General features: G+C 63.6%; 11 protein-coding genes. 4 read left to right on the forward strand and 7 right to left on the reverse strand.

What is annotated here, in order from left to right:
* Positions 1-675: 675 nt before the first annotated feature.
* The 3 genes from AC3IT0_RS19710 to AC3IT0_RS19720 are packed head-to-tail and all read left to right on the forward strand — an operon-like array spanning position 676 to position 3,068.
* The gene (locus AC3IT0_RS19710) at positions 676-1,230 is read left to right on the forward strand and encodes a TnsA-like heteromeric transposase endonuclease subunit (RefSeq protein ID WP_489321344.1); all 555 of its coding nucleotides are present in this window, start codon (positions 676-678) and stop codon (positions 1,228-1,230) included.
* Positions 1,231-1,266: 36 nt separating this feature from the next.
* The gene (locus AC3IT0_RS19715) at positions 1,267-1,479 is read left to right on the forward strand and encodes a hypothetical protein (RefSeq protein ID WP_489321345.1); all 213 of its coding nucleotides are present in this window, start codon (positions 1,267-1,269) and stop codon (positions 1,477-1,479) included.
* The gene (locus AC3IT0_RS19720) at positions 1,467-3,068 is read left to right on the forward strand and encodes a hypothetical protein (protein ID WP_489321346.1); all 1,602 of its coding nucleotides are present in this window, start codon (positions 1,467-1,469) and stop codon (positions 3,066-3,068) included. Before AC3IT0_RS19715 ends, AC3IT0_RS19720 begins: the two co-directional genes overlap by 13 nt.
* Here the strand turns inward: AC3IT0_RS19720 and AC3IT0_RS19725 are convergent.
* The 7 genes from AC3IT0_RS19725 to AC3IT0_RS19755 form a co-directional block, all read right to left on the reverse strand.
* On the reverse strand, positions 2,956-4,317 hold the full coding sequence (locus tag AC3IT0_RS19725; RefSeq protein ID WP_489321347.1) for an MFS transporter: 1,362 nt from the start codon (positions 4,315-4,317) through the stop codon (positions 2,956-2,958). The genes AC3IT0_RS19720 and AC3IT0_RS19725 overlap by 113 nt on opposite strands.
* Positions 4,318-4,341: 24 nt before the next feature.
* Complete coding sequence (gene dmpG / locus AC3IT0_RS19730) at positions 4,342-5,391, reverse strand: 4-hydroxy-2-oxovalerate aldolase (RefSeq protein WP_489321348.1); 1,050 nt, start codon at positions 5,389-5,391, stop codon at positions 4,342-4,344.
* Positions 5,388-6,332, reverse strand: a complete 945-nt coding sequence (locus tag AC3IT0_RS19735) for an acetaldehyde dehydrogenase (acetylating) (RefSeq protein WP_489321349.1) — start codon at positions 6,330-6,332, stop codon at positions 5,388-5,390. Before AC3IT0_RS19735 ends, dmpG begins: the two co-directional genes overlap by 4 nt.
* The gene (locus AC3IT0_RS19740; RefSeq protein ID WP_489321350.1) at positions 6,329-7,165 is read right to left on the reverse strand and encodes a 2-keto-4-pentenoate hydratase; all 837 of its coding nucleotides are present in this window, start codon (positions 7,163-7,165) and stop codon (positions 6,329-6,331) included. The genes AC3IT0_RS19735 and AC3IT0_RS19740 overlap by 4 nt, the downstream gene beginning before the upstream one ends.
* Positions 7,166-7,262: 97 nt before the next feature.
* Complete coding sequence (locus AC3IT0_RS19745; RefSeq protein ID WP_489321351.1) at positions 7,263-8,207, reverse strand: 3-carboxyethylcatechol 2,3-dioxygenase; 945 nt, start codon at positions 8,205-8,207, stop codon at positions 7,263-7,265.
* Between the two features lie 9 nt (positions 8,208-8,216).
* The gene (locus tag AC3IT0_RS19750) at positions 8,217-9,131 is read right to left on the reverse strand and encodes an alpha/beta fold hydrolase (RefSeq protein ID WP_489321352.1); all 915 of its coding nucleotides are present in this window, start codon (positions 9,129-9,131) and stop codon (positions 8,217-8,219) included.
* Positions 9,109-10,917 carry an FAD-dependent monooxygenase gene (locus AC3IT0_RS19755; protein WP_489321353.1) on the reverse strand — a complete coding sequence of 603 codons (1,809 nt, stop codon included), beginning with the start codon at positions 10,915-10,917 and terminating at the stop codon, positions 9,109-9,111. The genes AC3IT0_RS19750 and AC3IT0_RS19755 overlap by 23 nt, the downstream gene beginning before the upstream one ends.
* Positions 10,918-11,582: 665 nt before the next feature.
* Here AC3IT0_RS19755 and AC3IT0_RS19760 point away from each other — a divergent pair.
* Positions 11,583-13,307 carry a flavin-containing monooxygenase gene (locus AC3IT0_RS19760; protein WP_489321354.1) on the forward strand — a complete coding sequence of 575 codons (1,725 nt, stop codon included), beginning with the start codon at positions 11,583-11,585 and terminating at the stop codon, positions 13,305-13,307.
* The last annotated feature ends 54 nt before the right edge of the window (positions 13,308-13,361 follow it).

Consider the following 13,361-nt stretch of genomic DNA (forward strand, 5'->3'; position numbering starts at 1 on the left):
CCAGCTTGACGGAGAGGGTTCTGGGACCGGTGGTCCAACTAAAGTGAGACAGATTGGCCTAATGCCTCATCTGTAGTGAGATTGGGTCACTTTAAGTGAGACGGGACACCCGGCCGGCGCCGTCGTTGTGCCATAGCCGGACGCGGGCGTAGCTTGACGGAAGGTCCATTATCGGCGTTTCGAACACTGGAAAATAGGGCGCCCGGGCTGCCGCTGTCCGGTCTCAATTTAGTTGGCCAGTTTCGCAACTTACCTGGCCACCTACCGGTTTCTTGGGTTTGTCTCAGTTAATGTGGCCACCATGGATGCTGCTGGTGCTCTGAGGTCGGGCAGATGGCCCACCGGCCACGGCACGCCGCTCAGCGACGCCGGGCCTCAATACCGCCGCCCCGGAACTCCACCCCCTGTGGTGCAAGGAGGCCGGGCGTTCCATACGGAATGGCCAACTAAATTGAGACGAATCCGACCCGGTCTGTCTCAATTTATCTGGCATTTTCCCACGTCAGCGCGGCCAACTTAACTGAGACCGGACAGCCGCGCTCAGTGTGGATTGCCACTGTAGTTGGCGAATTGCCAGACGATGTGGCGAATCCTGTCAGCTATCTGGCGAGTCATCCTGTGATTGTCGGTCGCATCTGACATAGTCGGACGCATGTTTCGTCATCGTTCTGGCTTATGGCGGGTGTTGACGTGAGGGTAAAAGCGCCTTCCGCCGCCAAATTGCTGCCGCGGACGAGTTCTGGACTGGACATGGTCCAGTGGCGGTTTCGTGAATCCGTTGTGACTCAGGATGCCAGTCGGAAGTTGCTTGAGCTGCCGATCGTCGAAGGCGAACCTGTTCGTCTCGGCAGTCAGTGGCAGAATCGCCCCAACCAGCATGGAGTCTACTTTTGGCAACGCACGGGCCGGCATATCTGGTATGAGAGCCCCCTGGAGGCGTCTTGCCTGGTTGAGCTGGACCATGGCGGAGAGGTCGACCAGATCCTCGCCCAGCCGTTCCGGGTGCTTTTCCGGCATGGCTCGAAGGTTGTCCGTCATGATCCGGACTTCTTCGCTGTTCTTCGTAACGGGGATCAAGTGGTCTATGACGTGAAGCCGGCCAGGCGGATGACCGAGGCGGTCCGTGATCAGTTCGAGGAGACGGCGCGTGTTTGCGAGATGGCCGGTTGGCGTCACGTGGTCCTCCACGAGCCGGATCGGATCCTGGCCGCCAATCTCGCCTTCCTGTGAAATGCGCGGCATTCACGCGCCCATCCCGACCCTGTGATGTCCGAGCAGATCGGCAATGTCTTCTCAGGTGGACGAACCCTCGGCGAGGGCCGGGAGATGGTGAACCGACGGTTTCCCGCATTGGCGATGCCTTTCATCAAGCACTTGATCTGGCACCGGCGGCTGTCTGTTGATCCGACCGAGCGTCTGGACTTCGACACCGTCGCGACGACAGTTCCCCAACCCGAGGAGAATCGATGCTGCGCCTGAACCTGGGCGACCTGTTGACGTGGCAGGACGAGGAATACCTCGTCATCGCGGCCCGGCCACAGGCGGCGATGCTACGCCGCCTTGCCGATAACGACACCGTATGGGTGGACGTAGCCTCCCTTGCCGACGAAATCACCGTGACTGACCGACCTGAGCCCGTTGACCACACGGCGGACCGCCCGTTGACCGCCACGGTCAGCAAGACCGACTTGGAAACCGCCCGCTGGTGGGTCGAACACCTCAACGAAGTCACGTTCGGTGTCCCGGACCCCGATGCACCGGGCGCAGTCCCCCGTCCCGGCTACGGACCTGGCACCTCCAAACAAAGCCGCGAAGCCCTGAAGGTCAGCGAGCTGTCTGCCGCCGGCCATAAGGCATCCGTGCGTAGCCTCCAGCGCAAACAGCAGCAATATGAGAGGCATGGTGTCCACGGACTCATCGACCGCCGGACCCTCACCGGCAATGGGACTCCGCGGGTTGAGGACCGGATTCTTGAGGCAGTCCTCGCAGTGCTCGCAGCAACCCGGAACGACTCGACCGTCTCGGTCTCCACGCTGATCGAGAAGACCCGTGTCCACCTCGCGCACCGCTACCGCGGTGAGGATGTCGGACTTCCGTCGGACCGGACGATGCGGCGGGTCTTCGCAGCCTACGACCGCCGCGGCCTGGCCACGGGCAAGGCCACCACCCGTCGAAGTGAAGCCAACCGGCACGACCGGGGACCCAGGCCTGTCGCGGCGACAACTCCGGGACAGTACGTTGAGATTGATTCGACCCCAATCAATGTCATGGCGCTGCTCTCTGACGGCACCCCCGGCAGGGTGCACCTGACAGTGGCGATAGACGTGGCCACCAGATCGATCCTGGCCTTCGACATCGTCCCCTCCGGTGCATCTGGAGTTGAGCACGCAGACCTTCTCGGACGGATGCTCCGTCCGCGCGCCTCCAGGGCGGGTGCACCTGAGGACATGCGCCTGGACCGGGCCCGGGACCTCCCGTCGGCTGCAATGGCGGCCGCCGACGAACGCCAGGCCTGCGCTGTCGCAGTGCCATATATCGTCCCGGAGACGATCACGACCGACCGCGGCAAGGACTACCTGTCCGAGACCTTCGTCTCGGCGTGCCGCCACTTCGGGATCAGCGTCATCCCCTCCCCTCCGCACTCCCCCACCTACAAGGGCCACATCGAACGGCTGATGGGCACAATTGAGACTTCCTGGATGCAAAAGCTTCCCGGCTACGTGGGCAACAGCGTCTCCAACCGGGGCCGCGTGATCGATCATGCCAGCCTGCTCACGATCCGTGAACTGCGCGGGTCTTTCGAAGAGTGGTGGGTGCGCGTCTACCAGAGGACCCCACACAGTGAGCTCCCAACCAGATGTACTCCGCGCTCTTCGACGCCGGAGCAGGCATTCCGGTGCCGATTGACCAGGCCACGTTCATCAGCCTCATGCGGCCCTTACGGCCGCACCTGGGTCAGGCTTCGGCGACGCTGGGCTCTGGGGTCCGTTTGGTGTCCTGCAGCTCTCCGTTTTGGCGTGCTGCTTCCTTTCTTCCCCAGCCGCCGGGGAGCAGCGCAACGGAGATGACCGAGATGGCGGAGACGATCACCAGGTATACGACGATGGAGTCGCTGGTCTTGGTGGCGGCGAACAGGGCGGTGGCGATGGTGGGGGCGAAGGCGGATCCGCAGATCTGGGAAATGGTGTATCCGACTGATGCTCCGGTGTAGCGGACTTCGCGGGAGAAGACCATGGAGAACAGGGAGCCGGTGACGCCGGCGGCCGGTGCCATTGCGATGCCGAAGATCAGGACCACGGCAAGGATGAAGTTGGCGGCCACGCCGGTGTTGATCAGCATGAATGCCGGCCCGATGAGCGCGCCCATGGCCACGGCGCCGGTGAGGTACATGGTCTTGCGGCCGTATTTGTCCGAGAGCGAGCCGAAGACCGGGTATAGGATGACGGCGACGAGTCCCGCGAGGAAGACACCGAGCAGGACGCTGGTGCGGTCGATCCCGGCGACTGCCGTGGAGTAGTTCACCAGGTAGGACATGGTGATGTAGGCGAAGACGCCCTGGCTGAGGTAGGTGCCGGCGACGAGGAAGATTTCCTTGGGGTGTCTGCGGAAAGCTTCCTTGATGGGGAGTTTGACGAGTTCCTGCTTGTCGCGGGCGGCGGCGAAGGCGGGGCTTTCGGCGATGGTGAGACGGATGACGAGGCCGACGATGACCAGGACGGCGCTGACGAGGAAGGGCAGGCGCCATCCCCAGGTGATGAACTGGTCCCCGGGGAGCTGGGTGGCTCCGAGGAACGCGACGGTGGCGAGGCTGGTGCCCGCCGGGGCTCCCATCTGAGGGAACGCTCCGTAGAAGCCCTTCTTGCCTTTGGGTGCGTGCTCGACGGCCATGAGTGTGGCGCCGCCCCATTCGCCGCCGACCATAAATCCCTGGAAGATCCGCAGCACGGTCAGCAGGATGGGGGCGGCGATGCCGATCTGGGCGTAACCGGGCAGGAGGCCCATCAGGAACGTTGCGGCGCCCATGCCGACGAGGGAGATGATGAGCATTTTCTTGCGGCCGACCCGGTCGCCGAAGTGTCCGAAGACGATGCCGCCCAGGGGCCGGGCGAGGAACCCGACACCGAAGGTGGCGAAGGAGAGCAGGGTACCCATGAGCGGGCTGGCCTCGGGGAAGAACAGCTTGGGGAAGATCAGGGCGGCTGCGGTTCCGTAGATGAAGAAGTCGTAGTACTCGACGCTGGTCCCGATGAAGCTTGCCAGGGCAACCTTCATCGGGCTCGTGTGGCCGGCGGCGGCCGGGGATGTCTTCATTGACATGTGGGTTCCTTGGAAGAGGTGGGGCTAGCGGACGGAGACGGGTTGGGGGTGGTTGTCGGCGGCTTGCTGGAGGTCCAGGGCGACGTCGGTGATCATGTCTTCCTGCCCGCCGACGAGCTGGCGGCGGCCGACTTCGACGAGGATGTCGCGGGTGTCCAGGCCGTAGCGCGCCGCGGCGCGTTCGGCGTGGCGCAGGAAGCTGGAGTACACGCCGGCGTAACCGAGGGTGAGGGTTTCCCGGTCGACCTGGACGGGCCGGTCGTGCAGGGGCCGGACGAGGTCTTCGGCGGCGTCCTGGAGGGCGAAGAGGCCGGCGTTGTGCTGCCAGCCGTGCAGGGTGGCGACGGAGACGAACGGTTCCACCGGGGTGTTGCCTGCTCCGGCCCCGTGGCCGGCGAGGGAGGCGTCCACGCGGTACGCGCCTTCTTCGACGGCTACGACGGAGTTGGCGACGGCCAGGGAGAGGTTCTGGTGGGCGTGGATGCCGATCTCAGTTTCCGGGTTCAAGACCTCGCGGTAGGCACGGACCCGCTGGCGGACCCCGTCCATGGTCAGGCCGCCGCCGGAGTCGGTGACGTAGACGCAGTGGGCGCCGTAGGATTCCATGAGTTTGGCCTGGGCGGCGAGCTTTTGGGGCTCGGACATGTGGGACATCATGAGGAATCCGGAGACGTCCATGCCCAGTTCGCGGGCGTAGGCGATGTGCTGGGCCGAGACGTCCGCTTCGGTGCAGTGGGTGGCGACCCGGACGGAGCGGACTCCCAGGTCGTAGGCCTGGCGGAGTTCTTTCAGCGTGCCGATGCCGGGCAGCAGCAGCGTCGTGAGCCGGGCGTTTTTGACGACCGAGGCGGCCGCCTCTATCCATTCCCAGTCGGTGTGGCTTCCGGGGCCGTAGGTGAGGCTGCTGCCGGCGAGCCCGTCGCCGTGGGCGATTTCGATGGCGTCGACGCCGGCGGCGTCCAGTGCCGCGGCGATCCTGGCGACGTTCTCGGGGCTGAGGCGGTGGCGGACGGCGTGCATGCCGTCGCGCAGGGTGACGTCCTGGATGTAGACGCGGGTGGGTGTCTGGCTCATGATGCTACTTCCTGTTTGGTGGTGACCAGCCGTTCGGCGACGCGGAGCGCGGCGGAGGTCATGATGTCCAGGTTTCCGGCGTACTCCGGGAGGTAGTGTGCGGCTCCTTCGACTTCGAGGAAGACGCTGACCCTGGTGTATTCCCCTGTTCCACGGCCTTCGGGTATGAGTCCGCTGACTTCGGTCCCTTCGTTCTGGAACTGCACGGCCTGCTTGAGCCGGTAGCCGGGGACGTAGCCGGCGACTTCGGTGACCCGGTCCCGCACGGCGGCGGCGACGCGGTCCTGTTCGGCGTCGGTGAGCCGGTCCACCAGGCACAGGACGGTGTCGCGCATGATCATCGGCGGTTCTGCCGGGTTCAGGACGATGATGGCCTTGCCGCTGGCCGCCCCGCCGACGGCGACGATGGCGTCGGAGGTGGTTTCGGTGAATTCGTCGATGTTGACGCGCGTCCCGGGGCCGGCGGACTTGGAGGAGATGGAGGCGACGATTTCGCCATAGTGGACGGGTGCCTCGCTGTTAATGGCGGCGATGACCGGGATGGTGGCCTGCCCGCCGCAGGTGACCATGTTGACGTTGCCGGCGTCCAGATGCTGCTCGAGGTTCACGGAGGGCACAACGTAGGGCCCGATGGCGGCCGGGGTGAGGTCGACCAGTTTTTTCCCGTAGGGGGCCAGCACTGCCGCGTTGTGCCGGTGGGCGCCGGCGGAGGTGGCGTCGAAGATGACTTCGATGTGCTCGAATTCGGGCATGCCGACCAGGCCTTCGACTCCTTCGGCCGTGGTGGCGATGCCGAGCCGGGCGGCCCGGGCAAGGCCGTCGGAGGCGGGGTCGATGCCGACCATGATGCCCATGTCCAGCTTGTCGGTGAGCCGCATGATCTTGAACATGAGGTCCGTGCCGATGTTTCCTGAGCCGATGATGGCTGCTTTTGCGCTCATGAGAGTTCCTTAGTAACTGTTGCGGTGACGGTACCCAGTCCGCCGATGCGGGCTTCGACGATGTCTCCGGCGTTGAGGGGGGCCATGAGGCCGAGGGCGCCGGAGAGAATGATCTCCCCGGCGCGGAGGGGCCTGCCCAGGGCCGCAGCGGTTTCCGCGACCCAGACCAGGGCGTTGACTGGGTCGCCGAGGCAGTCTGCCCCTGTTCCCGCGGATACCTGGTTTCCGTTGATGGTCATGACCATTTCCGCCCCGGCCGGGACGTAGCCGTTGAGTGTCGCCTTGCCGTTGCCCAGGACGAAGTAGGCGCTGGAGGCGTTGTCGGCGACCGTGTCGACGATGCCGATGTCCCATCCGGCGATGCGGCTGTCCACAATTTCCAGAGCCGGGGCGACGTAGTCCACGGCGGCCACGACTGAGTCACGGTCGGTCGCCTCGACGTCGCGTCCCATAATAAACGCGATTTCCGCTTCGACGCGCGGCTGGATCAGCGCCGAGTGCGGGATGTGCTCGTCCTCTCCCCGCTGCATGTCGGCGAGCAGGACGCCGAAGTCGGGCTGGTCCACGCCGAGCTGGCGCTGGACGGCCGGAGCGGTCAGCCCGACCTTGCGGCCGACGCGCCGGTTCCGGATGCTCACCTGGCTCTGGATGATGATTTCCTGCACGGCGTAGGCCGAATCCAGATCGCCCTCCAGGAGATCACGGACGGGCCCGCACGGCCGGCCTGTCTTCAGTGCGCCCAAGAGAGTGTTCGCCACGCTCCTGAGCGTGGCCGGAGGTTTGCCGATCGAGACGGCTCCGCCGTCGTTGGCGGCAGTGGGGTGGTGTGTCATTACGTCGCTCTCTGTCGTGCAGTCAAAGACTGTGGCGAGAAGGTGAGGGAGGAAAACAGCTAGCATGTAGCAGGATAAATCTTTGATGCGGGATGTTTCAGCTGTCGAGGGTCGCAGTAGTGACGCCGAAGCCTGCGATGTATTCGCGGATCGGGCGGTAGTAGCTGTATTGGACGGTGTAGTCCCCGCAGGCGCCCAGGGCCGCGTAGGCGGCAATCCAGCTGCGCACCTCGTGCGAGGAGTTGCCCGCGATCTCGGTCATTTCCTGCGGTGTCCATGCGTCGAGGGGCGACAGGTCCCCGGAGGCAAGGATCTTCATCAGCTGCTGGTCCCATTCCGGGGCAAGGTCCTGGATGTCTGCCTCTCCGCGGGCGAAGGCGTCGGCGGTGTCGAACACCCGTTGTTGCCGGGCGGCGCGTGCCTCCGCCGTGGCGTGGCGGTTGGCGCCGATCAGCATCCGGCGTTGCGCTTCGGTGGCGGTTGCCAGCCTGGGTACCGGCGGGTCGTGCGAGAGGCCTCCGGAGGCGATGAGCAGGACCTTCTGGTCCAGTGTCTTCAGGTATTCGCCGATGGCTTCGCCGAGGAGACGGACGCGTTTGAGCGGGGTGAACGGCGGCGCGACGGAGTTGATGAAGACCGGCACGAAGGGCTTGGCGGTGATGTCGCCGTACATGAGTTCCATGGGCTGGACGGCGCCGTGGTCGACCTCCATCTTCAGGGAGATGGCGATGTCGATTCCGCGGTCGATCACGGACTGGGCCAAGCCTTCCGCGATGTCTTTCGGGACGTTCAGCGCTCCGGCCTGGCTTCCGTAGTCGCCGATGCTGACGGCGTCGTAGCCGATGCAGAACGGCGGCATGAGTTGGTAGAAGAAGCCGTTGTAGTGGTCCGGGCCGAGGTTGATGATCAGGTCCGGGTCGTAGTCGTGGACGAAGCTGCGGGCTGCGACGAAGGCGGCCTCGACCTCGGCCTTGATTTCGGGTCCGGGATCGCCGTGTTCAAGCAGCGGGCTGTGGGACATGGCAAGCAGTGCAACGGTCATGGCGGTCTCCTAGCCGTTCGCGTGTTCGGGGGTCAGTTCCGTGCCGGCACCGGCGTCGAGGCCGAGAAGGAAGTCCAGGTGGATTTTGTTGAAGATCTCGGCCTGTTCGTACTGGGGCCAGTGGCCGGCGTTTTCGATGACGGCGAGGCGGCCGTCGGGGATGAGGCCGGCGATGCGGCGGCCTTCGTCCACCGGGCCGGAGGGATCCTTGGTGGTCCAGACGACGAGAGCGGGTGCCTGGATGGAGCGCAGGTCATCGTCGGTGAGCATATTCCGCCGGCGGGTTTCCGGGTCCTGCAGTGCCATGTTGGCTTCGCAGGCGCGCAGCCAGTCGGGCTGCTGGAAGATGGCCTGGCGGGTGCGGATCAGGTCATCGGTCACCATGGCGGGGTCCGCCATGAGCCATTCGAGCCGTGTTTTCACGCGCTCCCAGGACGGGTCTTTCGCCGCTTCCATGGACAGCGTGTAGAGCCGTTCCATCACGACGGGGTTGGCCATCGTGCCGCCCATGGTGTTCAGGACGATGCGTTCGACCCGTTCGGGATGGTCGATAGCGAAGCGTGCCGTGACCCAGCCGCCGAGGGATTCGCCGGTGAAGTAGGCCTTTTCGACACCGATGGCATCGAGGAAGTGGTTGACCTGGTCGATGTAGTGCTTGATTTCCAGTGGGTGTTCGGGTTTGCTGCTGTAGCCGTGGCCGATGAAGTCGATGGCGTAGACGTTGAAGTGTTCGGCGTGGGCTTTGAGGTTGCGGACGTAGGCTTCGGCGTGGCCGGTGATGCCGTGGAGCATCAGCAGGGTGGGCTTTGAGCTGTCGCCGGCGTGCAGGTAGCGGGTGCGGTAGGGGCCGGCCTGGAGGAAGCCCTGGCTGAATTCGACCTGGTTGAGGTCGGACCAGACGCTAGTGTACGGGTGTGAATTCACGGGTTTCTCCTACGTTTTCGGGGGTGGTCTGTTCGGTGTGGCCGAGCATGGCGTCCAGGGCGGAGCGCAGTTCGGCGCGGGCTGTCTCGACGTCCCACACGGGGGCGCTTTGGCGCCAGGCGATGTAGCCGTCGGGGCGGACGAGCAGGGCGCCGGCTTCGTGGATGTCGCGGACCTTGCACCAGGCGCCGTAGGGGTCTTCTGCACCCTTTTCGCCGACCACGACGGTGCGCAGGAAGGGCTCGTCCAGCTCCGCGGCTGCCGCTTCCCAGGCCCTGCCGGCGAGTCCGGTGACGAGGCTGAATTTGCCGTGGCCGGTGACGTCCAGGGTGGAGGTGCGGTTACCGTTGCGGTCCACGAGCCAGGCGTGCGGGATTTTCGCGCCCGGCCGGGTGGTCGGCTGGACGTAGAGCTGCGGGTCTTTTGCCCACTGCTCCTCCCCCGTCGCCGGGTCGGGGATGACCGCGGCGGATTCGTAGCGCTGGTTGAGCTCCACTCCGTGGGCGTTGAATTCGTAGTTCTTCAGTTCCAGGGCTTCCTGCAGTTTCTGGCGCAGTTCCACGCCTTCCGGGGTCGGCGCGTGCAGCCGTGCCAGCCCGGCCTCGATGCTGTGCTCCTGGCCCGGGACGCGGAAGGTCTCGTTCAGGGGGCCGTAGTCCTTGCGGGACTGGTTGGCGCGGGCGACGATCTGCCGGCCGACGGGCGCGCGTTCGAGGGTGTAGGAGTCCAGCAGGCTTTCAGCGGCGTAGCCCTTGATGACGTAGGCGAGTTTCCACGCGAGGTTGAAGGCGTCCTGCATGCACGTGTTGGAGCCCAGGCCGCTGCTCGGCGGATGACGATGCACGGCGTCTCCTCCGCAGAAGACCCGTCCAACCGAGAAGTGGTTGGCATGCTGCTGGTTCACATACCAGGTGGACGTGGTCTGGACATCGACGTCAAGATCCGGGTCGCCCACGAGGGTGCGGATTTTCGCCAGCACGGTCTCTTCGGAGAGGTCGGGTTCGCCGTCGGCCATGTTGAATCCCCAGCCGGCGATCCACTCGTCCCACGGTCGCACGGCACGGAGCAGGCCCATGCCGATTTCGCCGAAGCCGGCGACCGGGTTCATGATCCAGTGCAGGATGCTGGGGCGGTGGGCGACATACTTGCCCAGGTCCGCCTTGAAGAGAACGTAGGCGGTGGCGGCGCGGGCCAGCTGGCCTTCGAACGGCAGGCCGATGTCTTCGGCGATCTGGGACCGGGCGCCGTCGGCGCCGATCAGGTAGCGTGCCCGCAGCGTGTAGTCGGTACCCGTCACGTGGTTCCGGAACGTGACGGTCACTCCGTCGCTGTCCTGGACGTGGGAGAGGTATTCGGTGTTGAAGGTGACCTGTGCGCCGCGTTCGCCGGCGTTCTTAAGCAGGATCGGTTCCATCAGCGGCTGCGGAACGTCGAGCATGGTGCACGGGCTGGCTTTCAGGTAATCCCCGTGCCGCTCGTCCCCGGTCCCCCAGGTGCGGAGCCGGGCTATTTCCTGGCCCGCAAGGCTGGTGGTGAACAGCGTGTCACCCATTTCCCCCCAGGGCACCGCGTACTTTGCGGCCTCCTCCTCCACCCCCAGATCCCGGAGTACTTCCACGGCACGCTGGTTGGTGATGTGCGCACGTGGAGTATTGGCCAGCCAGTTCCACCGCGAGAGCATGTGGACACGCACGCCGTGGGTAGCCAGCGCCAAAGCGGCCGTGGCTCCGGTCGGTCCGGTACCCACAACGAGCACATCCGTGTCGAAATCCAACTGAGTTTCCATCACACCTTCTAAGTCCAAAGTTCCGGGACGGCATCATCCGTCCGTGCCCGCCGGAGCACATTCTCCGGCCAGCTAGTGGCGGGGCTCCACGCTTCCACCAAGCGTGAGGCCGATCACTCCCGGGAAGCCTACTAGCATGCTAGTGCGAATGTAAAGCTTTTTGGGGTGCAAAGGGGTGGTCTAGCATGCTTGTAACCTTGCATGTAATGTTGCTCACGTAACAGTGGCTTAGGTCACGTATGGGCCAGCGCCGACGAGTGTCGCCAGGGGCATCCGGGCCGTACCTCCCCGATTCCAGAATGCAAGGAGCACAACGATGAGCTTGGGACCGCCTGGCGGGCTGCGATTTTGTAGAGACCGGCCAATCCAAAAATGACTTGCGTCACATCTGAAGCGGGCGTAGGATCATTTCAGCTCCCCCGCTAGCATGCTAGTTTCTCGTTTTTCCGTGTTTTCATTAGTCGCGTCGATGAGGACAAAGCTGGTGATACACACACCCCTTCAGTGCTGCCGAGCGAGTAAGTGTGACAAGCAGCAACAGATCCAACTCGAGGTCCACGGTAAGGCCGGCCGGCGCCATGCTGATGACGGCTCTTCACAGATCCCTGCATTGTCCGCAGATTGTCCGGCGCGTAAATGCACCTTCAACGAAAGAGATCACAAATATGAGTTCCACACCTATTGGTCAGCAACGTCCTGCTGGGCAGCCGATGGCAGAAAATTCGGTCGACGTTGTCATCGTCGGTGCAGGCGTCGCCGGGTTGTACGCGCTGCATCATCTACGCGGGCTCGGATTCTCGTGCAGGATCTTCGACAGCGCCGGAGGCGTCGGGGGGACATGGTATTGGAACCGCTACCCGGGCGCCCGCGTTGATCTTGAAAGCGTCGAGTATTCCTATTCGTTCGACAAAGAACTGCAGCAGGACTGGGACTGGAGCGAGCGCTACGCCGCACAGCCCGAACTGCTCCGCTATCTCAATCACGTTGCAGACAGATTCAACCTTCGCCCGGACATTCAGCTTGAGACCCGTGTGAACTCTCAGATCTACGACGAAGCTACCAACACCTGGGTCTCGACGATGAGCACCGGCGAAGTATTTCGATCCAAGTTCACCGTTATGGCAACTGGTTTCGTCTCCGCTCCCAACAAGCCGTCATTCGATGGCATCGACGAGTTCCACGGTGACGTTTACCATTCAGGACATTGGCCCCACGAAGAGGTCGACTTTACCGGTCGAACCGTGGCTGTCATCGGCACCGGATCATCAGGAATTCAGATGATCCCCATCATCGCAAAACAGGCGACCAGGACCGTGGTCTTCCAACGCACGGCGCCTTACATTGTTCCCTTGCGAAACCGCCCGATGGATCCGGTATTCCTCAAGAGCGTTCGAGAAAACTACGACGAGTGGCGCCGCCGGCAGCGGGAAGCTTTCGGAGGATTCATCGCCCTGAACGGTGGAATGGGAAAACCAGCCGAGAAACTGGCAGTAGATGCCAGCCCGGAGGAACGCCGGCTTGACTACGAAACCCGGTGGAAGAACGGAGGCTTGAGCTTCAACCACAGCTTCTTCGATCTCTACACGAGCAAAGAAATGAACGATACGCTCGCAGACTTTTTCCGGGAAAAGACCCTTGAACGCATAAAAGACCCGGCATTGGCTGAAAAGCTGATCCCTCGGGATTTTCCCATCATGACCAAACGTCTCATCTGCGACGACAACTACTACGAGGCCTACGACAACTACGACATCACACTTGTCGATGTTAAGGAAACACCGATCACCCGGATGACTGCCAATAGCGTTCAAGTAGGTGAGATGGAGTATGAGGTCGACACGATTATTCTCGCGACCGGGTACGACGCCGTCACCGGCGCTATGGACCGGATCGACATCCGCGGTCGCGGCGGCAAAACGCTAAAGGATCACTGGGGTGAGGGCCCGCGCACCCACACGGGAATCATGTCGGCAGGATTCCCTAACATGTTCATCATCGATGGACCTGGCAGCCCCGGAGCAACCTTCACACCGATCCTTCTTGTCGAATACCAGCTTCAGTGGGTAGGGCAGACACTCGAGTATCTCCGCAGTCGTAATGCGTCCGCAATCGAACCGACCACCACGGCGGAAAGCGAGTGGGTCGAACACGTCTCCGATGTGGCCAATGCCACGCTCTTCCCGGAAGCCAAGAGCTGGTACATGGGTGCCAACATCCCCGGAAAGCCAGTCGTAAGCCTGATCTACTTGGGCGGCTTCAAGGAGTACAGCCGCCGGCTGTCAGCGGCGCTGACGGACGGATACGACGGATTCCTTTTCTCGCACTCCCAAGCGCTGCCCGACGGTGCGGAGATTGAGTCGACTTCCGAAGGCGCTCTCCAACTGGTCTAGCCGCAAGGGGGGGGAGCCGACGCTGAACAACCATGGCTGGTGGGGGACGTGTCG

Source organism: Pseudarthrobacter sp. KH_020_B, from assembly GCF_057840185.1.

Bases quoted from the DNA above. Each gene is read 5' to 3' on its own strand.
- AC3IT0_RS19710 (WP_489321344.1), top strand. From the start codon at position 676: ATGGCGGGTGTTGACGTGAGGGTAAAAGCGCCTTCCGCCGCCAAATTG.
- AC3IT0_RS19715 (WP_489321345.1), top strand. From the start codon at position 1,267: ATGTCCGAGCAGATCGGCAATGTCTTCTCAGGTGGACGAACCCTCGGC.
- AC3IT0_RS19720 (WP_489321346.1), top strand. From the start codon at position 1,467: ATGCTGCGCCTGAACCTGGGCGACCTGTTGACGTGGCAGGACGAGGAA.
- AC3IT0_RS19725 (WP_489321347.1), bottom strand. From the start codon at position 4,317: ATGTCAATGAAGACATCCCCGGCCGCCGCCGGCCACACGAGCCCGATG.
- dmpG (WP_489321348.1), bottom strand. From the start codon at position 5,391: ATGAGCCAGACACCCACCCGCGTCTACATCCAGGACGTCACCCTGCGC.
- AC3IT0_RS19735 (WP_489321349.1), bottom strand. From the start codon at position 6,332: ATGAGCGCAAAAGCAGCCATCATCGGCTCAGGAAACATCGGCACGGAC.
- AC3IT0_RS19740 (WP_489321350.1), bottom strand. From the start codon at position 7,165: ATGACACACCACCCCACTGCCGCCAACGACGGCGGAGCCGTCTCGATC.
- AC3IT0_RS19745 (WP_489321351.1), bottom strand. From the start codon at position 8,207: ATGACCGTTGCACTGCTTGCCATGTCCCACAGCCCGCTGCTTGAACAC.
- AC3IT0_RS19755 (WP_489321353.1), bottom strand. From the start codon at position 10,917: ATGGAAACTCAGTTGGATTTCGACACGGATGTGCTCGTTGTGGGTACC.
- AC3IT0_RS19760 (WP_489321354.1), top strand. From the start codon at position 11,583: ATGAGTTCCACACCTATTGGTCAGCAACGTCCTGCTGGGCAGCCGATG.